Below are 23,033 nucleotides of genomic sequence, written 5' to 3'. Positions count from 1 at the left end.
GCACTCGCCGCTTCCAATGCCGTTGCCTCGCGTTCGAGGTCTTCAGCCTTCCACGCGCTCCATCGCCGCGAATGCCGCGGCGCGAGCGTCGAAAATCTGTTCCAGATGGTTGACCGGATCGCCCACGGTCACCCCGCCTTCCACCGGGATCACTGCGCCGGTCATGTGGCGCGAACGGTCGCTGGCAAGGAACAGCGCCACTTGCGCCACATCCTCCGGCTCGCCCCGGCGCTTGATCAGCTGGTTGGAGAGGTAGACGGCGTTCACCCCCTCCTCGATCCGCGTGGCAAGCCCGGAATCCGCGCCCTTTTCGCCAAACGAGGACAGTTCGGTGCGCACATGCCCCGGTACGATGCAGTTCACGCGGATGCCATGCCGCGCAAGGTCGATGGCGGATGACTTGGAGAACTGCACCAGCGCCGCCTTCGACGCGCGATAGGTCATCATCGCATGGCCCGCGAGCGTGCCCGCGATCGACGCGTTGTTGAGGATCACGCCGCCTCTACCTTGCTTCGCCATGATCCGCGCCGCATTGCGCGTGCCCAGCATCGGGCCCAGCACATTGACGCGCATCACCCGGTCGAAATCCTCCAGCGTATCGTCAAGGAAGCTGGGAAACGCGCCGCAAGACATGCCCGCATTGTTGAACAGCACGTCGATCCCACCGAAGCGAGAGACGGCAAGGTCGATCATCGCCTCCACCGCCGCCGGATCGGCCACGTCGGTGCGCTGATAGACTGCCGAAGCACCCAGCCTTTCGGCCAACGCACCGCCCGCCTCGTCCGCGATATCGGCGATGACGACTTTCGCCCCCTCCGCCACGAACAGTTCCACGGTGGCGCGGCCGATGCCGCTGGCCCCGCCGGTGACGACGGCGACTTTGCCTGCCAGTTCCATCAGCGTGCCTCGAACGTGATCGGCAGCGACTCGATAGTGCGCGTGGCGACGGTGGGGGTGTAGCGGATGGCGCTTTCCGGGATCGCCAGCTTCAGGTTCTTCATCTGCCGGGCGATCTCCCGCGCGGCCACCTTCACTTCCATGCGCGCGAGGGCGAGGCCGACGCAGCGGTGCGGGCCGCCGCCAAAGGCGACATGGCGGCCCAGATTGGTGCGAGTGATGTCGAACTTGCGCGGTTCCGGAAACACCGTCTCGTCATCGTTGCCCGATCCGTAGACCAGCAGCATATGCGCGTGCGCCGGGATCGTCGTGCCGTTCACGGTAACCTCGCGCGTGGTCATGCGGCTGAGCGCGCGGACGGGCGGCTCGGCCCGCAGATGCTCCTCGATGAAGCGATTGAGCTGGCGGTCATCGTCCACCACGCTTTCCAGCAGCTCGGCCATGCCGGGCCTTGTGGTGAGCACGTAGAACAAGTTGCCGATCGCCGTCGCGGTCGTGTCGTTCCCGGCGATCAGCGTGGCGCGCACCAGCGAGACGGCCTCTGCGAAGGTCAGCTTTTCCTTGCCGCCATCCTCATTGGTGACTTCGGCATGGACCAGATCGGAAAGCATGTCTTCCGACGGGTTCGCCTCGCGCTCCTTCATCTTGGCGATCAGATACTGCTGCAATTCGGCAATCTGCGCGGCATTGGCCAGCATCGTCTCGCGGCTCTGCATCGCGCCGATCTGCGCGGTGACCGCGACCGACCAGCGGGAGATCTTCTCCTCCATACCTTGATCGAGGCCGAGTTGCTCGACGATCACGCGGATGGTGAGCGGGATGGCAATGTCCTTCACGGCATCGCACTCGCCGTCTCCGCGCGCGGCGACGCCAGCGATCACATCGCGCACGACTTCGGTGATGCGCGGCTCCAATTCCTTCACGCGGTGCGCGGTGAAGGCCTGTTCCATCAGCCGGCGGATGCGGGTGTGATAGGGCGGATCCGACATTATCGCATCGGGGAAATAGCCGCCGCCATGTTCCTCAAGATAGGCCTGGAACTCCTCGCGCATGCCGCGCGCCTGTTGTTCCGAATAGCCGTGCTTGACCGAGAAGGTGACCGGATCGGACTGGATCTTCGAGATATCCTCGTGCCGCGTCACCAGCCAGGAGCCGAGCCGTTCGTCATAGTGGATCGGATCGCCGTGGCGCATCGCGCGATAGAACTGGTTCGGCTGCGCCTGGATCGCGGTATCGGCCAGCGAGCCGCTATCGAGCAGCACCTGTTCGTCGGCCGTCAGTTCCTTGCGCTCACTGACGCGATCTTCGGTTGCCCCAATTTGCGTTGACGTTGCCATCTACCTGTTCCGTATTCTGTGTCTTTGCGATCTTTTATGGACCGGACAGCGACGGCCAGCCATGCCCGCCCTCGAACCCAGGCTTGCCCCGAGGGGCACACTCTCATTAGCCGGAAGCAGGCGCCACGGTGACTTCCAGCCCGTCCAGATCGTCGCTCATCTTGATCTGGCAGCCCAGGCGGCTGGTGTCCTTCATGACGTCCGCCACCATGTCGAGCATGGCGAATTCCACATCGTCGGGCTCGCCCACTTCGTTCCACCAATCCTGCGCGACATAGACGTGGCAAGTGGCGCAGGCGCAGCCGCCGCCGCAATCGCCCATGATCCCGGCGACCCCGCGCGCGCGGCCCAGTTCCATCAGGCTGACGCCCGCATCCACATCGGAAAATTCGTGCTTCACGCCGTCGATGTCGGTCATGGTGACATGAAGGTTGCCCATAAATCCGGCCCGGTCCTCTTCGCTTGATTTTCACAGGTGATGCCGCAGGCCCGGGCCCACGCAAAGCGCTCCCCATGCCCTGCGACTTGCCCCAGCGGGAAAACCGCCACCGCGAAGCGGGGTGACGTTCCCATACAGGACAAGCCCTCTGCCCGGCCCGTCATTTGCCGCGCCCGCCGCCGCTCCTAACCTGCGGAGCGAGAGCCGCGACAACACCCGTGGCCAGCAGGAGAAAGAACGTGGGACGGACACTGATCCAGAACGCCACGATATTCGACGGGACAGGAAAGGCCGCGATCAAGGGAGACCTCGTTGTCGAGGGCAACCGCGTAATCTCCGTGGGCCAACCGACGACCGCGCGGCCGGAAGACGTGGTGATCGATGGCACCGGCCAGTTCTGCATGCCCGGCATGGTCGAAGGCCACGCGCACCTCTCTTTCGAGAACGTCTGCGCGACCGAGGACCTGATCACCCCCTGCCCCGAAACCCAGGTCTTCACGGCGGCGCGCGGTGCCAAGGCGCTGATCGAGGCGGGCTTCACCAGCGCTTACGGCGCCTCCGAAGCCAAGCTGAAGCTCGCCGTCGCCGTGCGGGACGAAGTGAACGCCGGCCGCATTCCCGGCCCGCGCATCCGTGCCGGTGGCCTGGAAATTTCCGTCACCGGCGCGATGGGGGATGAGAGCAAGCTGCACAATCCGAGGCAAGGCCCCTCCGCCATCGTCGACGGGGTGGAAGAGATGCGCAAGACCGTGCGCCTCCACTGCCGCGAGGGGATCGACAATGTGAAGCTCGATGTCTCGGGCGACCCGTTCTACCCCGGCACCCCCGGCAACACGACGCCCATGACTTTCGAGGAAGTGCGCGTCGCCGCCGAAACGGCCCATGCCTATGGCCGCAAGATCAACGCCCACACCCGCTCCATCGAAGGGTCCAAACACTGCATCCGCGCGGGCGTGGACGGGTTGTTCCACTGCGAATACGCAGACGAGGAACTGCTGGACATGATGGAGGAGGCGCGGGACCGCATCTTCGTGGTGCCCACCGTCGGCCTTTTCGCGCAGATCATGGCGGGCGAGGCTTCGGCGCACGGCCTCTCGCCCGAAGTCGGCGGGTACATGAACATCCCGGACCTGCTGGAAAATTCGCTGAAAACGCACACCGAACTGCGCAGGCGCGGCATCCGCCACCTGATCGGCGGCGACTACGGCTTCGGCTGGAGCCCGCAGGGCACGCAGGGCCGCGACCTCAAATCCTTCGTCGATTTCTACGGCTACACTCCAGCAGAGGCGCTGGTCTGCGCCACCCGCAACGGCGGCCTCGCCATGGGATACGGCGGCGAACTCGGCACGCTGCAGCCGGGCAAGCTGGCCGACCTGATTCTGATCGACGGCGATCCGATCGCCGACATTTCCATCCTCGCCGGGCCGGAAAAGGTCTCCTTCGTGATGAAGGACGGCGTGGTCCAGAAAATCAGCCCCGCCCTCGCCGTGCGCGCGAATACGCCGACGCTCGAAGCGGCGGAATAAGGAGCCCCAGAATGAACGTCGTCACCGGAACGCTGCAGCCCGGCGAAGCCCGCTGCCCCGCCGAATCCACGCAGGACATCATCGCCGCGGACCGCAACGCCGCCCCCGCCTGGGCCGCCAGCGAAAGCTATCACTACCTCGGCAGCGAGGACGTTTCCAAGGAACGCTATACCGATCCCGCCTTCGCCAAGGGCGAGTTCGAGCGAATGTGGACGCGCACCTGGCAGATGGCCTGCCGTGAGGATCACATTCCCGAAGTGGGCGACTATTACGTCTACGACATCGGCCAATACTCGTTCGTTGTAACGCGCTGTGACGACGACGAAATCCGCGCCTATTTCAACGCCTGCCTCCATCGCGGCACCAAGCTGAAACCCTCTGGCACCGCTGGTTTCGCCGCGAACCTCAAGTGTCCGTTCCACGGCTGGACCTGGAACCTGGACGGATCGCTGAAGGAAATCCCCGAAAAGTGGGACTTCGCGCATACCGCCACGCGGAAGATGTGCCTGCCCGAAGCGCGGGTGGAGCGGCTGGGCGGCTTCGTCTGGGTCAACATAGACCCCGCCGCGCCCAGCCTTGAGGACTACCTCGGCGCCGAGGCGCTGGCCCATCTCAAGGCGTGGAAGCTGGAGGACCGCTACATCTACCTCCACGTCCAGAAGAGCTATCCGGCCAACTGGAAGCTGACGATGGAAGCCTTCATGGAGGCCTACCACGTCGGCGACACCCACCCGCAAGTGGCGCCCGCCAATGGCGACGTGAACTCGCAGTACGACGTCTATGGCGATCACGTGGACCGCTTCATCTCTACGCTGGGCGTCGTGAGCCCCAAGCTGCGCGACAAGTACAGCGAGGCGGACATCATCGCCAACTTCACGCTGGGCGACAGTTCCTCGCTCGGCGGCAGCAAGCCCGAACTCAAGGCCGGCGAACGCGCGCGGCAGGTGATGGCGGACATGTTCCGCGACATGTTCGAGACGGCGACGAACACCGATCTCAGCCATGTTTCGGACACCGAACTGCTGGACACCTACAGCTACACGTTCTTCCCGAACCTGTTCCTGTTCCCCGGCATCTCGCTGCCGATGATCTACCGCTTCCGCCCAGACGCGCGCGACCATCGCCGCACGATCTACGAAGTGATGTTCATGCGCCCCAAGCCCAAGGACGGCAGCGAGGTGGAAACGGCGGAAGTCGAAATCCTGCAAGATCACCAGTCGTTTGCCGAGGCGGAGGGCATGGACCCCGGTTTCGGCCATATTCTGGATCAGGATACCGATAACCTCTACGCCCAGCAGGAAGGGCTGGAAGCCAGCGCCAAGCCCGGCCTGACCCTGGGCGATTATCAGGAAGTGCGCGTGCGCCATTTCGAACAGACCATCGACAAGTACATGGCGATGCCGCCCTATCATCCCGACTTCCAGGCCTTGCAGCGGCCGTGAGTTTCTCCCTTGCAGGTCGCACCGTTTTCGTGGCCGGCGCCTCCTCCGGGATCGGCGCCGGTTTCGCGCGCGCCATTGCCGCCGCCGGGGGCCGCGTCGTGCTGGGCGCGCGGCGGGTGGACCGCTGCGGGGCGCTGGCCGCCGAACTGGGTAACGCGCTGGCCGTCGAACTCGACGTCACCAGCGAGGCATCCGTCAGTACCGCTTTCGACGCAGCGGAGGCACAGTTCGGAACGATCGACGGCGTGATCTGCAACGCAGGCGTCGGCACCGGGGGTCGTTCGACCGATGTGTCCGAAGACAACCTCAGGCGCGTGCTCGACACCAACCTGCTGGGCACAATGCTGGTCGCCCGCGAAGGCGCGCGGCGGCTGATCGCCGGGGGCAGCCGCGAGCATGGCCGGGGCCGCGTGGTGCTGATCGGTTCGATCACCGCGCAGCAGAACGGCACCGGCGATGCCATGTACGCCGCAACCAAGGCGGGCCTCGCCCACCTCGGGCGGCAACTGGCGCGCGACTGGGTGCGGCAGGGGATCAACGTCAACACCATCCAGCCCGGCTGGATCGCCACCGAGATCAACACGGACTGGTTCGCCAGCGAGCGCGGAAAGGCCGACATTGCCGGCCTCCACCGCCGCCGCCTGCTCGATGCCGAAGCGCTGACGCCGATGCTGCTCTACCTGCTTTCCGACGCCTCCGCGCAAGTGACCGGAGCCACCTTCACCATCGATGACGGGCAGTCCTTATGACGAGCAGAGGCGCCCTCGATGGGCTGACCGTGATCGAGACCGCCGAGCGGGTCAGCGGCGAATACACCGGCAAGCTGTTGGCCGATCTCGGCGCGGAAGTGATCAAGATCGAGCGCCCCGGCGGCGCCCCCACCCGCGCGATGGGGCCGTTCGCGGCGGGGGAATCGACGCTGTTCGCCTATCTCAACACCAACAAGAAGTCGGTCGTGCTGAACCTTGCCGACGCCGCCGACCGCGCAGTGCTGGACCGTCTGCTCGCCCGTGCCCATGCCCTGATCGACGATCACGATACCGGCTGGTGCCGGGGCATGGGCCTCACGCCCGAAATGGTCGCCGCCGAATATCCGAAGCTGGTCCACACGCTGGTCACGCCGTTCGGCCAAGGCGCGCCGGCCGAGTGGCAAACCGCCCGCCCGATCAACGTCATCGCCGCCGGTGGCTGGGCCTATCACAGCCCCAGCGAAACGCCCGCCGACAAGCCCCCGCTGAAGGGCGCCGGCCGCTTCCTTTCCGACTACGAAGCCGGGATCGACGCTGCACTGGCCACCATGGCCTCACTGCTTCGCCTGCGCCGCACAGGTCAGGGCCAGTTCGTCGACCTCTCCGAAGTCGAAGTGCAATTGAACCGCATCGACTGCGTGCTCGATAGGATGCTGGCGGGCGAGGCCGAACCCAGCGATGCACGCACCGCCTATGACATGGGCGGCCCCGGCACCTCCTTCGCCTGCCGGGATGGCCACGTCTTCCTGTTGATGACCACGAAAGCGCACTGGAAAGGCCTCTGCGCGCTGATGGGCGATCCGGCCTGGGCGGACGAACTGCGCGAAGACTGGCTGGAGTTCGACTGCACGCCGCCGAACGTGGCCGTGTTCCGCCAACATTTCTCCGCATGGATCGCTCAGCAGGACAAGCACCCGATCACCGAAGCCGCGCAGAAGGCCGGCGTCGCCATGGTGCCGGTGCAGACGGCCACCGACCTGCCCCGCCACGAACAATTCGCCCATCGCGGGTTCTTTCAGCAGGCAGTGCATCCGGCGCTCGGTGCGGTATCCTACCCCACCGCCGCCTATCGCATGAGCGCCACGCCTGCCTCCGTACGGAACCCCGCGCCCAGCCTCGGCGCCAATCAGGAGGCAACCGCATGAGCGCGAGCAAGTCCTCCCCGATACGGGGAGGGGGACCGCCCGAAGGGTGGTGGAGGGGATTCGCGCCCCACCGCAACGGCCAGGTCAGGACGCACCTCCCCTCCGTCAGCGCTTCGCGCTGCCACCTCCCCGCACCGGGGAGGACCGCATGACCGCCGACCGAAAAGGCCCCCTATCCGGCATCCGCGTGGTCGAACTCACCAAAGTCTGGGCCGGCCCTTACGCGGGCAAACTGCTCGCCCACCTCGGCGCGGAAGTGATCAAGATCGAATCCCGCTCCAACCTCGACGAGATGCGCGCCTATGGCGGCGTGGACATCGATGCGGCGCCCTATTTCCTCTCGATCAACCAGGAAGTGCTCTCGGTCCAAGTCGACATGAAGACCGCCGAGGGGCTGGACCTCGTCAAGCGCATGATCGCCAGCGCCGATATCCTGATCGACAACATCCGCCCCGGCGCGATGGAGCGGTCCGGGCTCGATTACGAAAGCCTCAAGGCGATCAAGCCGGACCTGATCCAGTGCGCGATCAAGATGTGGGGCACCGATGGCCCACTGGGCTATCAGACCGGCTACGCTCCCTGCTTCGCCGCGCTTTCGGGCCTCACCGCGCTGGTCGGGCATGAGGGCGAGACGCCGAAGGGCATGAACATCCGCTACGGCGATTCCACCGCCGGCGCCCTCGCCGCGCTGGCCTGCGTGGCGGCACTGCATCACCGCGAAAGCACCGGCGAAGGCCAGTTCATCGACCTTTCGGCGGTGGAAGCGATGACCAGCCTCGTCGGCGACAGCCTCTTTGCCGCCAGCGTGACAGGAGTCGTGCCGCAAGCGGATGGCAACTTCCATCCGGAGATGTGTCCGCACGGCTTCTACCCCTGCGCGGGCGACAGCTGGACAAGTATCGCGGTGGCGAACGAAGCCGAATGGCGCGCGCTGTGCGACGGGCTCGAAGCCCCTGCCCTCGCCGCCGATCCGCGCTTCGTCAGCCTCTCGGGACGGCTGGCCCATCGTCACGAACTGGATACCGAACTCGCGGCGCTCACCCGCGCTCACGACGCCGCAGAATTGGCCGAAAAGCTCAGAAATGCAGGCGTTCCCGCATTCAAGGCGATGAGTTCGATGGACCTCTGCTCGGACGCCTTCCTCTGGCAGCGGGAGGCGTTCCGCATGGTCAGCGACCATCGCAACGACACCCGCCCGATCATCGGCCCATCATGGCGGATCAGCCCCGATGGCCCCACCGTCGAACGCGGTGCCCCCTTGCTCGGCGAACACAACGCATACGTCTACCGTGACCTTCTGGGCTTGTCCGAAAGCGAAATGGACGATCTGATCGCCCGCAAAGTGATCGACTGAGGGTTGGACTGTGAAATGCCCATCCGGGCATTTCATGCGGCACCGGCCCACTCCCCCACCCGACCTCCCACGAGTGTACCCTGTTGGGAGGTCGGGTGGGGGAGTGGGCCGGTGCCGCATCCGACCGTCAGGTCGGCAATAGGGAGGGATCCAATGAAACTCGCATTCGCGATGCCGCACATGCTGGAACTCAAGGCGACGATGCAGCCCTGGGAACTGGCCGTCACTGGCGCCGATCAGACGGCACTGGCGAAATGGGCGGAAAAGCTAGGCTTCGAGATGATCGCTGTGCCCGAGCATCACGTGATCCCGAAGCGTCATGTCGATCTCTCCGGTCCATTCTATTTCAATGCCTACACCGCGATGAGCCACTTCGCCGGGGCGACCGAGCGTGTGCGGGTCAACTCCTGCATCGCCATCCTCCCGGCGCAGCATCCGATCGTCACCGCCAAGGCGCTGGCGACGATGGACTGGCTCTCCTCCGGCCGGGTGACGATCACTTTCGCCGTCGGCTGGCTGGAGGAGGAGTTCGCCCTGCTGGGCATTCCGTTCCACGAACGCGGGGCCATGGCAGACGAGTACATCCAGGCCATCCTCGCGCTCTGGACTCAGGAAAACCCGGCATTCGAGGGCAAGTACGTCTCCTTCCGCGATGTCGCTTTCGAACCGAAGCCGGTGCAGAAGCCGCATATCCCGGTGTGGTTCGGCGGCGATGCCGATGCCGTGCTGAAGCGCACTGCGCGCCACGCACAAGGCTGGTGGCCGTTCCTGACCAAGCCCGAGACGATCCCGCAGCGGCTGGACTTCATCCGATCGCAGCCAGACTACAACGGGCAACTCTCGGACGTGTTCTACGGCATCTCCACCGCCCGCGTCGGCGAGGGACACAAGGTGTTGGACGCCGATCCCCGCGCCCGCCCCGGCCAGTCGAAGCAGGAACTGATCGCCCGCCTCGGCGAACTGGCCGACCTTGGCGTTACGTGGAGTTCGATCCCGATCCCGCCGCTTTCCGGCATCGAGGCCTATCGCGATTACACCCAGTGGATCGCCGAGGAGATCATGCCTGCCGTTTCGTGAAGCGCCCCTTAAAGCCCCCATTGAAGCGCTGCCACGATCAATCCCGCACCCGCCTTGACGCGGCAGCCCCTGCGCCGGACTTCTCATCCCAACGAATTGGGAGAGATACGATGAATCCACCGCGGCCAAGGCCGAAGCTGGACCAGGAGAACACCGCGTTCTGGACGGGCGGCAGCGAAGGCAAGCTGAACATCGTGAAGTGCGGCGATTGCGGTGAATTCACCCATCCGCCGCGCCTGCTCTGCCGTCATTGCCAGTCCGAAAACATCGCGCCCCACGCGGTGCCCGGCACCGGCACGATCGACAGCTTCACCGTAAACCACCAGCCCTGGGCCAAGGATCTGGAAGTGCCCTATGTGATCGCCCGCGTGAAGCTGGACGGCGCGCCGGGGGTCTACCTGACCACCAACATCGTGAACTGCCCCGTCGACGCCGTCGACTTTGAGGACAAGGTCCGCGTCGTGTTCGAAGAGCAGGACGGCATTTTCTACCCCCTCTTCGAGAAGGCGGACTGATCCGATGGCCAGCAAGGAAGCCTATATCACCGGCCTCGGCCAGTCCGAAGTCGGCGTGCGCCTGCCGCGCCACCCGTTGCTGCTGACGGTAGACGCCGTGCGCGAGGCGCTGGCCGACGCGGGGCTGACGCTCTCGCAGATCGACGGCGTGTTCACGTATCCCGGCAAGATGAACGGCTACACCGCCTTCTCCCCCGTCAGCAGTGACGATCTGATCGAAGTGCTGGGCATCAAGTCCAAATGGCACCTCGGCGCTGCCGAACAACCCGCCCAGCTTGCCGCCATCGGCGCGGCGGTGATGGCGGTGAAGCAGGGCCTCGTCCGCCACGCGATCTGCTTTCGCACCGTTTACGAAGCCGGCGGCATGGCCGATCCGGGCACCTATATGTCCGGCGCACGGCAGGATACCGTCACCGGCTCCTCGCAGTGGACCAGCCCCTTCTGGGCCACCTCCGCCGCCTGCTGGACCGCGCAATACGCAGCGCGGCACATGCATCGCTATGGCCTGACGCGCGAACAGCTTGGCCAGATCGCCATCAACGGATCGAAGAACGCCATGCGCAACCCGCGCGCTAGGGCGATCACCAAGGAAGAGCTGACGCTGGACAAGTACATGTCCGCAAGAATGATCACCACGCCGCTTTGCCTCTACGATTGCGACCGCTTCTCCGATGCCTCCACCGTGGTGATCGTCTCTGCCGGAGATGCGCTGGGCGACGTCAAAACCACGCCTGTGCGCGTGGCCGCCATGTCCGGATCGGTCGATCGCTACTCATGGGATCAAGTCGAATGGCCCGCCGCCTATGAGACCGGCGCGGACCTCTGGACCCGCACCGATTACGCGGTGAAGGACGTGGACACCGCCCAATTCTACGACGGTTTCGCGTTCCTGCCGATCACCTGGCTGGAAGGGCTGGGCTTCTGCGAAAAGGGCGAAGGCGGCAAGTTCATCGAGGGCGGCACGCGCATCGCGCTGGATGGCGAACTGCCGCTGAACACTTTCGGCGGCCAGCTTGGCGCCGGGCGCCTGCATGGCTTCGGCTTCGCGCATGAGGCGGTGAACCAGCTTCGCGGCACGGCCACCGGGCGGCAGATCGCCGGCGATCCCAAGGTGGCGGTGGCGACCTCGGGCGGCGGCCCGATGGCGGCGGCACTGCTGCTGGCGCGGGATTGATCGACCTTCCGGCCTCGCGGGCTCTCCTCCTGCGAGGCCGGGGGATTTCGAGTTTCGCCGCGACCTCAGCCGGGTGGCTTCCCGCATCGGGCGGCCACTGGCCTGCAACAAATTACCTCGTCGCCCCCGCGAATGCGGGGGCCCCGCTTCCTTGAGCCGCAGCACTGTGGATCAAAGAAGAAGCGGGATCCCCGCCTACGCGGGGATGACGGGTTTGTTGTTTGGAGACGAATGTGGCGACTAGCGATGAGCGCGCCGGTCAGAGACGTTGACCGCCTCTACCCCCCTCAAGCCGCCGTCGAAACCGCAACCTTCTCCACCACCTTGCGCGGCGCGCGATGGCGCTTCAGCCCGATCAGCGGACGCAGCGGGCCGATCTCGCGACCGATCAGGTAGAATATCCACGATCCCCCCGCCACGCTGAAGCACAGCGTCAGGAATTCCGGCAGCGCGGTCAGGCCCATGTCGCGAATGGCATAGCTGACGAAGACCATCACCGTCTGGTGCGCGATGTAGATCGGGAATACCGCCTCCACCAGCATCGGCCGCCATTTGCTGTCGAAGTTCCAGTAGCGATCGGCAATGCCGAACAGCGCGATCACCGTGCCCCAGCACTGCACGGACTTGGCGAAGGACAGCGGTTGCTCCCACTCCGCCGGGGTCGGCGTGTTGCCGGGCCACAGCAGCGTATCGCCGATCACCCAGGCATAGCCCAGCACGCCCAGCACCAGCGCCGTCTTCCACTGCTTCGCGATTGCCTGCCGCATCGGCTCGGACCCGCGCAGCAGGAAGCCGTAGAGGAACATGCCGAAGTAATGGAGGTGCGCCGCGCGATCCACGAACAGGCTGTGGATGTCCGTCCAGCCATCGTAGAACATGCGGATGCCGAAGATCAGCACGATGCCCAGCGGCAGCATCAGCGGGCCGGACAGCAGCTTTTCCGCCTTCTCGCGCATCCACGCCCGCCATGCATCGGGCAGGAACATCAGCCCGGCACACAACAGCAGCGTGTAGACCAGCAGGTAGATCACGAACCACAAGTGCATGGTCGCCGGCAGGTCTTCGTAGCCCACCTTGCGGAAGCTGAAGGCGTCATGGAACAGGAAATAGCCGTAGCCGTGCTCGTAGCCGCTATTGATCAGGCCCATGTAGGGCTGCGGCGGCACCACCACGGTCAGGCCGAACAGCAACGGAATGCCAAGGCGCAGCAGGCGGCTTTTCAGGAAGACGCGGTTGTTGCCGTCCTTCTTCAGCAGCGCCGCGCTGGCATAGCCGGAAATCGCGAAAAGCAGCGCCAGACGCCACGCGCTGAGGCCCAGCAGCGGGATCTCCGCCCAGCTCACCACACCGCGCGTGGGGGTCTGAAAACCCCACGGCGTGAACGAGAAGCCGACATGATAGAAGATCAGCAGAACGAAGGCGCCAACGCGCAGCCAATCCATTCCATAGTGGCGTTGCGACGGGGCGGGCTTCATCGTTCTCCAATGGGAATGGCGGTTCCACACGGCGGGAACGCGGCTCACACTACTCAAGCGCCGGGCTTGCGGCACGGCCTATGACATTGGGGCCCACTTAGGGATTTCTGCGCTTTTCCGCAATGACGGGGTTGTATCATTCCGTCGCGTTTGGCGCGCGACCCCGCGCGGATCGCACATTCGGGGGGCGATTCCGCAGTCCATCCGGAACGGATCAAACTGGCCTTGGGGTGGCACGCAGGCCCCGCCATCATGGCGGCATGACGCCGACGAACCCACGCCCCACGATGGACGATGTCGCCCGGATTGCCGGGGTGTCGAAGAAGACGATCAGCCGCTTCATCAACAATTCGCCGGACGTCAGCGCCCGGATGCGCGCGCGGGTGGAGGCGGCGATCGCCCAGCTTGGCTTCGTGCCCAATGCACAGGCGCGCGCGCTGGCGCTGCGGCGCAGTTTCCTGGTCGCGCTGGTCCATAACGGATCGGATCGCGGCATCCGGGACGCAGTGGAAACCGGGATGGTGCGGGCGATGGAAGGCGGCGAACTGGCGCTGGTCCTCTGCCCCCTGCGGCACGAAGAAGCCGCTGGCCTTCGCGCGTTTCTGGATCGCCATTCACCCGCCGGCGTGGTGCTTCTGCCGCCGCTGGCCGAGCGGGACGATCTTGCCGAGGTCTGCCGGGCGGCCGGCACGCGCTGCATCCGGCTGGGCCAGGAACAGAGTGAAGCCGCACCCGCCCATGACGAGCGCGCGGCCATGGCCGAACTGGTGCGCTGGCTGCTCGACAACGGCCACCGCCGCATCGGCCTGATCGCCGGCCCGGAAGAATCGCGTGCGGCACGGCAACGGACCCTGGGTTATCAGGATGCCTTGTCGGCGCGTGGGCTGGATCGCGGGCCATGGCTGGTGGCCCCCGGCGACAATTCCTTCGCTTCCGGGATGGAGGCCGCATGCCTGCTGCTGGAACTGAGCCCCCGCCCCACCGCCATCGTCGCCTGCAATGACGAGATGGCCGCAGGCGCCCTCGCCGCCGCGGCCGGGATGCGGATCGCGGTGCCGGATCAGCTGTCCGTGGCCGGGTTCGACGATACGCCGCTGGCGGCGATGACCGTGCCGCCGCTCGCTTCGGTGCATGTGCCATGGGATCGCATGGGCTATGCGGCCGTGATGCACCTCTCCAGCGAAATGCAGCCGCTATCCGTGGAGGAGACCGGCTTCGACGCCAGCCCGGTCCTGCGCGCCTCCGTCGCGCCCATCGGCGAAGTGGCGCTTGCGCAGGCTGCCGCTATGCCGCGCTGACCGTCCCTTTGGCGGCGTTCGCTGCGTGCAGTTCCTCCAGCGTGAAGCCGTTGGCCGGCATGCACTGCTGCACCTCGATCACGTTGCCTTCGGGATCATAGCCATAGAGCGTGCGCACGTGGCCCACGTCCACGAAATCGCGATCGTTGAAGGTCATGCCGCAGGCCTTGAGGTGGACGATGTCGGTTTCGATATCGGTCACGTCGATGCACATGTGGGTGTAGCCGCGATCGTTGGGGCGTAGCGGCCGTGCGATATCCGAAGGCGGCGCGGAATATTCGAAGAGTTCGAGATAGCACTGCCCCGCCCGTAGCATCACGCCTTTCGCGGCGGAGCCGGGCAGATCGACGATCAGGTCCATCACCGGCTCTTCCGACCAGCCGAACCCGTCGTCCACCGGCTCGAACCCGAAAGCTTCGCAATAGAAGCGCTTCATCCGGCCGATATCCCGGCAATTCACGCCCACATGGTGGATACCCCGGATCATGGCCTGCTCTCCCTTGCGATCTGGCCGCGACTATCGGCGGGCCACCGCGAACGGGCAATCGGCACGGCTTGCCTGCTTCGGCGGCATGCTTGCCTGTCGATGACGGTCATTCGACATTTACCTTTTTTGTTTATTAACTTGAGTGCTTTCCCGGAGACGCTACAGTCGCCCCCATCCGAGGACATTCGCTTGCTGCACTCGCCCGTCGGCACTCTGCCCACAGCCGAACCGAAAAACGGACCTACCGCCAGTTCCAACCCGACGCTGTTCGCCAATGCGGCGCGCCTGATCGGGCTGGGCGCATGGTCGTGCGATCTGACGACGCAGGACCTGTCATGGACCGAATGCGTGTTCGACCTGTTCGGCCTTCCCGCCGACCGGCGAATCGATCGGAGCGAGGCGGTATCGCTCTATTGCGAAGAATCGCGGGAAACGATGGAGCGGCTGCGCGCCCACACCGTCGCCACCGGCGCCGGCTTCACGATGGATGCGCAGATCCGGCGCACGGACGGCGAACTGCGCTGGATGCGCCTGACCGCGGCCGCGCGCATGGAAAATGGCCGCGCGGTCGAACTGTTCGGCACCAAGCAGGACGTGACGGAGGAACATGCCCGCTGGCAGCGCCTGCGCCGCATGGCGGAGAACGACGCGGTTACCGGCCTGGCCAACCGCGCGCTGTTCGAAATGCATTTCCTGGATCGCCCCGCGACCGATCCGATACTGGCCGACCTGGGCACGCTGGTGCTGTTCGACCTCGATTCGTTCAAGAAGGTCAACGATTGCTGGGGCCATGTCGCGGGTGATGCCTGCCTGGCCGCCTTCGGCCAGCGCCTGTCCGAATCGTTCCCCGAAGCACGCATGATCGCACGGATCGGGGGGGACGAATTCGCGATGCTGCTGAACCGCACGGGCGAAATCGAAATGCCCGACCGGATGCTGCGCCGCCGGATGCCGCACTTGCTGACGCCGGTGCCCTGGGGCCGCGAACTGCTGCCGCTAAGCGTGTCGGCAGGCGTCGCCCAAGTGCCCTGCCGCGTCGTCATGGACCCGGAAGTCCTGTTCGTGCAGGCCGATACCGCCCTTTACAGCGCCAAGCGAAAGGGCGGCGGCGCAATCATCGTCAACGCTTGAGTTGCCGGCGGCCGGGCGCTCAACCCGCGTCCGGCTCCACCCAGGTGGTGCGCGTCACGCGCGGGCTGAGGTACTTGGTGGCCGTCCAGCCGCCGTCGACGACGATGGACTGGCCGTTGATCATCTCGCTGCCCGGCAGGCAGAGGAAGGCGATCACGCTGGCGATATCCTCCGGCAAGGCAAGGCGCGGATAAGGCGTCGTCTCCACATTGGCCCGCTTGAAGCCCTCATCCTCGAACCGGTGGCGCACCATGTCGGTCATCGTCACGCCCGGCGCCACGCAGTTGGAGCGGATGCCGCGCGGGCCATATTCGCAGGCCATGTGCTCGGTCAGCGACTTCAGGCCGCCCTTCGCCGCGGAATAGGCCCCGCCGCGCCGCCCGCCGATATGCGCGAACGTGCTGGTGACGTTGACCACGCTGGCACCCTGCGAAAGGTGCGGGATCACATCGCGACAGAGCCGGAACGGCGCGACCAGCATGATGTCGAGGAAATCGTCCAGCGTCTCGTCATCGGTCTCGTCCAGCGGCTTGGGGCTGCCAACGCCGGCATTGTTCACCAGCGCATCGATCCGGCCGAAGCGTTCCAGCGTGGCCTTCACGATCATCGCCGGCGCGGCGGGATCGGTCAGATCGGCGCTGATCGCCAGCACATGGTCGGGATTGCCGATCGCGGCTTCCAGCGTGGCCAGCTTGTCCTTGCTGCGGCCGACGCCGACGATGGCGAAGCCCTCGGCGTGGAGGATCTTCGCAGTCTCCAGCCCGATGCCGCTGCCCGCGCCGGTGATGATCGCCGTCTTCATCGCAAACTCCCGTATATGTCTTTCGCTTTCGGCTAGGCGTTTTCGGCGCATCGGATAAGCCTGACCACGCCGGCAGCGATGCTTGATCGTCGCTGCGATAAGCGGTGCCGCTCGCCTTGGCCGCCCCCGAAGGCGGGTCTAGCGTCGGCCCCATCATGAGCACGAACCCGAACGATAAAGCCGCTTTGGCCGGCATCCGCGTCATCGACATGAGCCGCGTCTTCGCCGCCCCCGTGGGCGCGCAAATTCTTGGCGACCTTGGCGCGGACGTCATCAAGATCGAACGCCCCGGCGTGGGTGACGACGGACGCGGCTATGGCTTTTCGTGGGTGCCGGGCAAGGACGGGATCGAGACGCGCCATTCCAGCTTCTTCACCGTATCCAACCGCAACAAACGCTCCATCACGCTCAACCATTCCAAACCGGAAGGGCAGGCGATCCTCAAGGAACTGGTGAAGACGGCGGACGTACTGATCGAGAACTACAAGGTGGGCGATCTGGCCCGCTTCGGCCTCGATTACGACAGCCTGCGAGAGATCAACCCGCGCCTGATCTACTGCTCCGTCACCGGCTTCGGCCAGACCGGTCCGATGGCCGCGCGGCCCGGCTATGACGGGCTGTTCCAGGCCACCGGCGGCATGATGGCCGTCACCGGCATTCCCGAAGGCCAGGCCGGCAGCGGCCCGCTGAAGACGGGGCCCAGCCTGGTCGACTTCGTGACCGGCCACAACACCGCCCTCGCCATCCTGGGCGCGCTGCAATACCGCAACCGCACCGGCGAAGGGCAGTTCATCGACATCGCCCTGCTCGACAGTTCGGTGGCGATGGTCAGCCACATCATGCAGGACTACCTGATCAGCGGGCAGGCCCCGCCCCGCCTTGGCAACGGCGGCAATGGCGGCGGCCCGGCGGATCTGATGCGCTGCGCCGACGGCATCATCTACCTCACCGCCGGCACCGACGAGCACTATCGCCGCCTGACCGTGCTGATGGAGCAGCCCGAATTGTTCACCGACCCGCGCTTCGACAGCAACCTGAAGCGCGGCAAGACCAACCGGGCCGAGCTGATGGACATCATCAACACCTGGAGCAGCGGCTACACCGTCACCCGGATGCAGGACATGCTGGACGGCGTCGGCATCCCCGCCGCGCGCTACAACGAACTGGCGGACGTGTGGGAGGATGAGCAGGTCCAGCACCGCAACTTGCGCGCGACCACGCCGCATGCCTATGCGGAAAGCGGCACGGTGGACCTGATCGCCAGCCCGCTCGCCAAGATGTCGGCCAGCCCGGCAACCATCCGCATGGCCCCGCCGATGCTGGGCGAGCACACCGCCGAAGTGCTGGCCGAAATCGGCATCGGCGAGGATCGGTTGGCGGAATTGCGGGAGGCTGGGGCGATCTGATCGACGTCACCCTGTCGCCTAGCCACCGGCAAAGGCTCACAACGCCGTCACTTGACCGTCCCTAAACTCCGTCGCCCCCGCGAAGGCGGGGGCCCCGCTTTCTTGAGCCGTAGCGCTGCGGATTGAAGAACAAGCGGGATCCCCGCCTGCGCGGGGATGACGGGATAGATTATCCTAGGCTCTATCAGCCCCCTTCCTCTCAGCCGCGCGCACCGCGATCGTTCAGACCAGCAGCCCCTTCAGCGTCGCGATCACCACATCGAACGGCATCGTCAGGAACAGCGCCGCCACGAAGGGCAGCAAGGTTGCCACGCCCAGCACCAGGATGCTGCGCGGGTCCACCGGAATGAAGCGCATCGACTGCACACCGCCGGTCACCGTGAACAAGTCCGCCGCGGCGGAGAAATCGGGCGCTTCCAGTATCTCCGGCCGTTCCCGCGCCGCCACGTCCTTTTCCTCCGCGCGCTCGCGATCGGGCCGGCCCAGCCAGGTGGCCTCCAACCGCGTGCCCAGATCGGTCGCCAGCGCGCCATAGGCCATCGATCCCCAGCGCCAGGTCTGCATCATCCCGTCAGAGAACACGCATAGCGGCCCCACGCAAAGCACGGCCACCAGCGCAAGGCTTCCCCCCGCCAACAAGCCATCGGTGAACGAGGTCGAGATGCCGAGCAGGTGATCGTGCCCCAGCCGGCCCGCGGCGATCGTCCCCAGCGCCATGCCGAATGCCGAGAAGGCCCGCAGCGACTGCCCCAGAAAGCCCAACCCGCCGCACTGATCCGGGTGCGATGCGATCAGGTTGAGATCCAGCCGAGACAGGCGCACCAGCAGCCGCGCCCAGACCCCGATGCGCCAGAGCCAGCCCAGCAACAGCGTCAGCAGCAGCGGCAGACTGATCGCAAACTGCCAGAACCCGGCAAGCGACAGGACCTTGCCGCTGGGATCGCGCGTCCAGGCGGCCAGATTCTCGTTGATGGTCAGCCCGCTCAGGGTCGCGATCGCCACGGCAAAGGCCAGCATCACCACACCCACTTCGACCACGTGCAGGTCCAGCAACTGCCGACTTACGGCCAGTTGCTCCCGCAGGACCTGCTTGCCATGATCGTCCAGCAGCCCGGATCGCGCGAAGTTGCCGGCGATCAGGCCCAGCCGGCGGCCGCATGAGGCATAGGCGACCACCAGCAGCGGCGTCGCCACGGCATAGCGGGCATGGACCGCGATATCGCGAAACAGATCGTGCAACTCGTTCGGCGCGGTCAGCAGCGTCAGCAGGAACAAGGGCAGCCAACCGACCACCAGCACCAGCAACACGCGCGGCGTCGGCTTGACGAACGGCGGGCGGGAGGCGCGCACGAAGTACGCCAGTCGGCGGGGTGGGCCGTGCCGGAACAGGGCTTCGAGGTCGGTCATGGCGAAGGCCTTGGCGCTGGCGTATCGAACGCGGGGCCACCAGACTATCCAGCCCTAGGGATGTACCGAAATCGGGTGAAACCCGCAGGTTGGCGGACGGACATCCCGACGAGGGGCTTCGCGGGCGCCATCACACATGGCGGCAGGTGGTTTTCCTACACCCCGTCGCCCGCGCTATCCTGCCCGCGATGCTCCCCGCCCAGCCCTTTCCTATCGCCCGTTGCCTACCGGACGACCGCCTTGCGAAACGCGCAAGGTTACACTTTGCCGCTCAAGGTGACGGTTCCGGCGGCAAGGTGACACTTTTCGCTCTGGACCGTGTCAACCGTGTCAACCAGACTGTCACCTTGTGCCCAGCCACGTTACGCTCAGCAGCCCTTGAACGCGGCCGCTCGCTTCTCGGCAAAGGCAGTCACGCCCTCCACGAAATCCTCCGTGCGGGAAGCATCGCGCTGGCCAAGGCGTTCGTTGGTCAGCGCCTGCTCCAAGGTGCAGTCGGTCGCCGCCCAGGCCACCTGCTTGATCCGGCGCAGCGACCACGGGCCCTGCGCCAGCTCGCTCGCCAGCGCCATGGCGGCGGCGTCCAGCTCCTCGTCCGGCACCACGCGGTTGACCAGGCCCCATTCCAGCGCCTTGGCGGCCGGAAGCCGCTCACCCAGCAGCATCATCTCCATGGCGCGCACACGGCCGACGGCCTTGGTCAGCAGCCAGGAGGAACCGCCATCCGGCACCAGCCCCACATGGCGGAAGGCCTGCAGGAAGAAGCCACTCTCACCGCAGAGAATCAGGTCGCCCGCCATGGCGAGGCCCGCACCCACGCCCGCCGCCGCGCCGCGCACGGCGGTGACGACCGGCTGGTCCATGTCGCGCATGGCAACGATCACCGGATTGAAGTGCCGGTCCAGCAGCGTGCCCACGTCGCGGCGCGGATCGGCCAGCATGTCCGCCGCGTCACCCAGGTTCGCGCCGGAACAGAACGCCTTGCCCTCGCCCGTCAGCACCACGGCGCGCGCCTCGAAAGAGGCGCGGTTCATGGCGTCGAACAGTTCCTCGCCCATCTGCGCCGATCCGGCATTGCGCGTGGCCGGATCGTTCATCGCGATCCGCGCGACGCCGTTCTCAAGGCTGTAGACGATCTTCTCGTAAGTCATTTCCGCCATCGCTCCGTCCCGTATCGTGCCGGCTCAGACCAGCATCCGTCCCAACCGGCCTTTCACGATTTCCTCCGCATCGGCAACGATCCTATCGATCAGTTCCTTGCAGGTGGGCAGATCATGGATCAGCCCCTGCACCATGCCGGCCCAGAAGATGCCCTTGGTCAGATCGCCGCTCTGCAGCAGTTCGCGGCCCACGGCCCCGGCGACGAGGTGCTTGATGTCGTCGAAGGTCGATTCGGGGCGGGCGGAAATCTCGACCACTTCGTCGGACACGCCGTTCTTGCCCACGCGCGCGGTGTTCTTGAACTTGCGGAAGATCAGGTTGGTGCCGCGCTCGTCGTTCTCGATGTACTTGGCCTTCACGTTGTCATGAATCGGCGCCTCCTGCGTGGCGCAGAAGCGGGTGCCCATGTTGATGCCCTCGGCCCCCAGCGCCAGCGCGGCAACAAGGCCGCGCCCGTCGCCGAAGCCACCGCTGGCCAGCATCGGGATCTTCACCTTGTCGGCGGCGGAGGGGATCAGGATCAGGCCGGGAATATCGTCCTCACCCGGATGGCCGGCGCATTCGAAACCGTCGATCGAGATGATGTCGCAGCCGTGCTTCTCGGCCGAGAGCGCGTGGCGGACGGCGGTGCACTTGTGCAGCACGGTGATGCCGTGCGGCTTCACCATCTCCCAGATTTCGCGCACTTGCTGGGTGCCGGCGGTCTCGATGATCTTCACGCCGCCGTCGATCGCGGCCTGCGCATAGGCCTTGTAGTCGGGCGGCAGCAGCGTCGGGAACACGGTGATGTTCACGGCGAAGGGCTTGTCGGTCATCGACCGGCAACGCTCGATCTCCTCGCGCAGCGCGTGCGGGCTGGGCTGGGTCAGCGCGGTCAGCGTGCCAAGACCGCCCGCGTTGGACACGGCGCTCGCCAATTCGGCCAGGCCGACGCCCTGCATGCCGCCCTGCACGATCGGATGTTCGATGCCGAGCATCTCGGTAACGCGGGTCTTGAACGCCATGCCTGTGAACTCCCCAAAAGCCTCTTTCCGGCGGTCCTAGGGGGGATTGGCGCGCTTGGGGACACCGAAGGCGCATCCGCCGAAGCAATTCGCGCAGGCGATGGGATTGTTCGAAATCCGGCCGGTGGCTGGATTTGCGGTACCGGTGCCGCATCCAAATCGTTCCGGATATTGAAAGCGGCGGCGTGATACCCAGATTCGACATTCAACGATTTCAAGGAGTTTAAGCAAGTGAACGGGATGAAGACGGCCATGCTGCTGGCGGCGCTGACGGCGCTGTTCATGGGGCTGGGCTATGTGTTCGGCGGCAGCGGCGGCGCGGTGATTGCGCTGATCGTGGCGGCGGGCATGAACCTGTTCACCTTCTGGAACGCCGACCGCATCGTGCTGAAGATGCACGACGCGCATGAGGTGGACGCCCGCTCCGCGCCGGAGTTCTACAACCTCGTCGCCGAACTGGCGCGCCGCGCCAACCTGCCGATGCCGCGCGTCTACCTGATCGAGAGTGCCAACCCGAACGCCTTCGCCACCGGCCGCAATCCGGAACACGCCGCCGTTGCCGCGACCACCGGCCTGATCGACCGGCTGACGCGCGACGAAGTGGCCGCGGTGATGGCGCACGAGCTTGGCCACGTGAAGAACCGCGACACGCTGACCATGACGATGGTGGCGACGATTGCCGGTGCGATTTCGATGATCGCCAACTTCGGCATGTTCTTCGGTGGGCACGGAGAAGACAAGCCGAACCCGGTCGTTGCGATTGCGGCCATGGTGATGGCGCCCTTCGCCGCGATGATCGTGCAGATGGCGATCAGCCGCACGCGCGAGTTCAGCGCCGACCGCGCCGGGGCAGAGATCAGCGGCAATCCCCGCGCTCTCGCCTCCGCACTCGCCAAGATCGCAGGTCCGGCGCAGGCGATCCCCAGCGTCGCTTCGGACCGCAACCCGGCTGCCGCGCAGCTCTATATCGTGCCGACAGGCGTGTCCGACCTGTTCTCCACCCACCCGGCGACCGAGAAGCGCATTGCCGCGCTGATGGCGATGGAGCCATCGCAGCCCGCACCTGCGGCTCCGGCACGCAGAGCCTCGGCGCTCGATCCGCTGCGGAAGTGATCCAATCGGGGAGGTTCCGCCCTCCCCCCTCACTTAGCGCGCCCACGATGCGCCTTGCGTCTCCGGCCATTGCCTGCCCCGCACAGGGTTGTAC

General features: G+C 65.8%; 21 protein-coding genes. 12 read left to right on the top strand and 9 right to left on the bottom strand.

The features are described 5' to 3' along the window. Positions 1–42: 42 nt before the first annotated feature. From WBP06_RS04560 to WBP06_RS04550, 3 genes are all read right to left on the bottom strand, one after another. Complete coding sequence (locus WBP06_RS04560; RefSeq protein ID WP_395332295.1) at positions 43–897, bottom strand: SDR family NAD(P)-dependent oxidoreductase; 855 nt, start codon at positions 895–897, stop codon at positions 43–45. Further along, the gene (locus WBP06_RS04555) at positions 897–2,234 is read right to left on the bottom strand and encodes a cytochrome P450 (RefSeq protein WP_395332293.1); all 1,338 of its coding nucleotides are present in this window, start codon (positions 2,232–2,234) and stop codon (positions 897–899) included. The genes WBP06_RS04560 and WBP06_RS04555 overlap by 1 nt, the downstream gene beginning before the upstream one ends. Before the next feature lie 106 nt (positions 2,235–2,340). Next, positions 2,341–2,673, bottom strand: a complete 333-nt coding sequence (locus tag WBP06_RS04550; protein WP_395332291.1) for a 2Fe-2S iron-sulfur cluster-binding protein — start codon at positions 2,671–2,673, stop codon at positions 2,341–2,343. A gap of 239 nt (positions 2,674–2,912) precedes the next feature. Here WBP06_RS04550 and WBP06_RS04545 point away from each other — a divergent pair, with 239 nt between their 5' ends. The 8 genes from WBP06_RS04545 to WBP06_RS04510 all read left to right on the top strand — a co-directional run bounded on the left by WBP06_RS04545 (position 2,913) and on the right by WBP06_RS04510 (position 11,655). Next, positions 2,913–4,199 carry an amidohydrolase family protein gene (locus WBP06_RS04545; RefSeq protein WP_395332289.1) on the top strand — a complete coding sequence of 429 codons (1,287 nt, stop codon included), beginning with the start codon at positions 2,913–2,915 and terminating at the stop codon, positions 4,197–4,199. An 11-nt stretch (positions 4,200–4,210) separates the two neighbouring features. Then, entirely contained in the window at positions 4,211–5,641 is a 1,431-nt protein-coding gene (locus tag WBP06_RS04540) for an SRPBCC family protein (RefSeq protein ID WP_395332287.1), read from the top strand. Then, complete coding sequence (locus WBP06_RS04535) at positions 5,638–6,390, top strand: SDR family NAD(P)-dependent oxidoreductase (protein WP_395332284.1); 753 nt, start codon at positions 5,638–5,640, stop codon at positions 6,388–6,390. The genes WBP06_RS04540 and WBP06_RS04535 overlap by 4 nt, the downstream gene beginning before the upstream one ends. After that, positions 6,387–7,535 (top strand): CaiB/BaiF CoA transferase family protein, encoded by a 1,149-nt coding sequence (locus tag WBP06_RS04530; protein WP_395332281.1) that lies wholly within the window; start codon positions 6,387–6,389, stop codon positions 7,533–7,535. Before WBP06_RS04535 ends, WBP06_RS04530 begins: the two co-directional genes overlap by 4 nt. 148 nt (positions 7,536–7,683) lie before the next feature. Beyond that, a complete protein-coding gene (locus tag WBP06_RS04525) occupies positions 7,684–8,889 on the top strand; it encodes a CaiB/BaiF CoA transferase family protein (protein ID WP_395332279.1) in 1,206 nt (401 codons plus the stop codon). A gap of 153 nt (positions 8,890–9,042) precedes the next feature. Further along, a complete protein-coding gene (locus WBP06_RS04520; protein ID WP_395332277.1) occupies positions 9,043–9,966 on the top strand; it encodes a TIGR03619 family F420-dependent LLM class oxidoreductase in 924 nt (307 codons plus the stop codon). Between the two features lie 110 nt (positions 9,967–10,076). Continuing rightward, positions 10,077–10,481 (top strand): Zn-ribbon domain-containing OB-fold protein, encoded by a 405-nt coding sequence (locus WBP06_RS04515; RefSeq protein WP_395332275.1) that lies wholly within the window; start codon positions 10,077–10,079, stop codon positions 10,479–10,481. Between the two features lie 4 nt (positions 10,482–10,485). Continuing rightward, the gene (locus tag WBP06_RS04510; protein WP_395332272.1) at positions 10,486–11,655 is read left to right on the top strand and encodes a thiolase family protein; all 1,170 of its coding nucleotides are present in this window, start codon (positions 10,486–10,488) and stop codon (positions 11,653–11,655) included. Positions 11,656–11,942: 287 nt separating this feature from the next. On the opposite strand, the gene WBP06_RS04505 is transcribed toward WBP06_RS04510, so the two are convergent. Beyond that, on the bottom strand, positions 11,943–13,130 hold the full coding sequence (locus tag WBP06_RS04505) for an acyltransferase family protein (protein ID WP_395332270.1): 1,188 nt from the start codon (positions 13,128–13,130) through the stop codon (positions 11,943–11,945). A gap of 260 nt (positions 13,131–13,390) precedes the next feature. Between WBP06_RS04505 and WBP06_RS04500 the strand changes: the two genes are divergently transcribed. Then, the gene (locus WBP06_RS04500) at positions 13,391–14,428 is read left to right on the top strand and encodes a LacI family DNA-binding transcriptional regulator (RefSeq protein ID WP_395332268.1); all 1,038 of its coding nucleotides are present in this window, start codon (positions 13,391–13,393) and stop codon (positions 14,426–14,428) included. On the opposite strand, the gene WBP06_RS04495 is transcribed toward WBP06_RS04500, so the two are convergent. Further along, positions 14,415–14,915, bottom strand: a complete 501-nt coding sequence (locus WBP06_RS04495) for a VOC family protein (RefSeq protein ID WP_395332266.1) — start codon at positions 14,913–14,915, stop codon at positions 14,415–14,417. The genes WBP06_RS04500 and WBP06_RS04495 overlap by 14 nt on opposite strands. Before the next feature lie 189 nt (positions 14,916–15,104). Here WBP06_RS04495 and WBP06_RS04490 point away from each other — a divergent pair, with 189 nt between their 5' ends. After that, the gene (locus WBP06_RS04490) at positions 15,105–16,046 is read left to right on the top strand and encodes a GGDEF domain-containing protein (RefSeq protein WP_395332264.1); all 942 of its coding nucleotides are present in this window, start codon (positions 15,105–15,107) and stop codon (positions 16,044–16,046) included. Between the two features lie 19 nt (positions 16,047–16,065). On the opposite strand, the gene WBP06_RS04485 is transcribed toward WBP06_RS04490, so the two are convergent. Further along, a complete protein-coding gene (locus WBP06_RS04485; protein ID WP_395332262.1) occupies positions 16,066–16,848 on the bottom strand; it encodes an SDR family NAD(P)-dependent oxidoreductase in 783 nt (260 codons plus the stop codon). Between the two features lie 155 nt (positions 16,849–17,003). Here WBP06_RS04485 and WBP06_RS04480 point away from each other — a divergent pair, with 155 nt between their 5' ends. Next, positions 17,004–18,254, top strand: coding sequence for a CaiB/BaiF CoA transferase family protein (locus WBP06_RS04480; protein WP_395332260.1), 1,251 nt, complete (start codon positions 17,004–17,006; stop codon positions 18,252–18,254). A 222-nt stretch (positions 18,255–18,476) separates the two neighbouring features. Here WBP06_RS04480 and WBP06_RS04475 read toward each other — a convergent pair whose 3' ends face one another. From WBP06_RS04475 to WBP06_RS04465, 3 genes are all read right to left on the bottom strand, one after another. Further along, positions 18,477–19,661, bottom strand: a complete 1,185-nt coding sequence (locus WBP06_RS04475) for a hypothetical protein (protein WP_395332258.1) — start codon at positions 19,659–19,661, stop codon at positions 18,477–18,479. 368 nt (positions 19,662–20,029) lie between these two features. Then, positions 20,030–20,821: an enoyl-CoA hydratase-related protein gene (locus WBP06_RS04470; RefSeq protein ID WP_395332255.1), complete on the bottom strand. Its 792-nt coding sequence runs from the start codon at positions 20,819–20,821 to the stop codon at positions 20,030–20,032. 24 nt (positions 20,822–20,845) lie between these two features. Beyond that, complete coding sequence (locus WBP06_RS04465) at positions 20,846–21,826, bottom strand: NAD(P)H-dependent flavin oxidoreductase (RefSeq protein ID WP_395332253.1); 981 nt, start codon at positions 21,824–21,826, stop codon at positions 20,846–20,848. A 231-nt stretch (positions 21,827–22,057) separates the two neighbouring features. On the opposite strand from WBP06_RS04465, the gene htpX reads away from it, so the two are divergent. Continuing rightward, complete coding sequence (htpX, locus tag WBP06_RS04460) at positions 22,058–22,939, top strand: zinc metalloprotease HtpX (RefSeq protein WP_395332251.1); 882 nt, start codon at positions 22,058–22,060, stop codon at positions 22,937–22,939. Positions 22,940–23,033: the final 94 nt, after the last annotated feature.

The sequence above is a fragment of the Novosphingobium mississippiense genome, assembly GCF_044029535.1.
GTDB lineage: Bacteria > Pseudomonadota > Alphaproteobacteria > Sphingomonadales > Sphingomonadaceae > Novosphingobium.
This window is presented reverse-complemented; position numbering and strand designations above follow the sequence as displayed.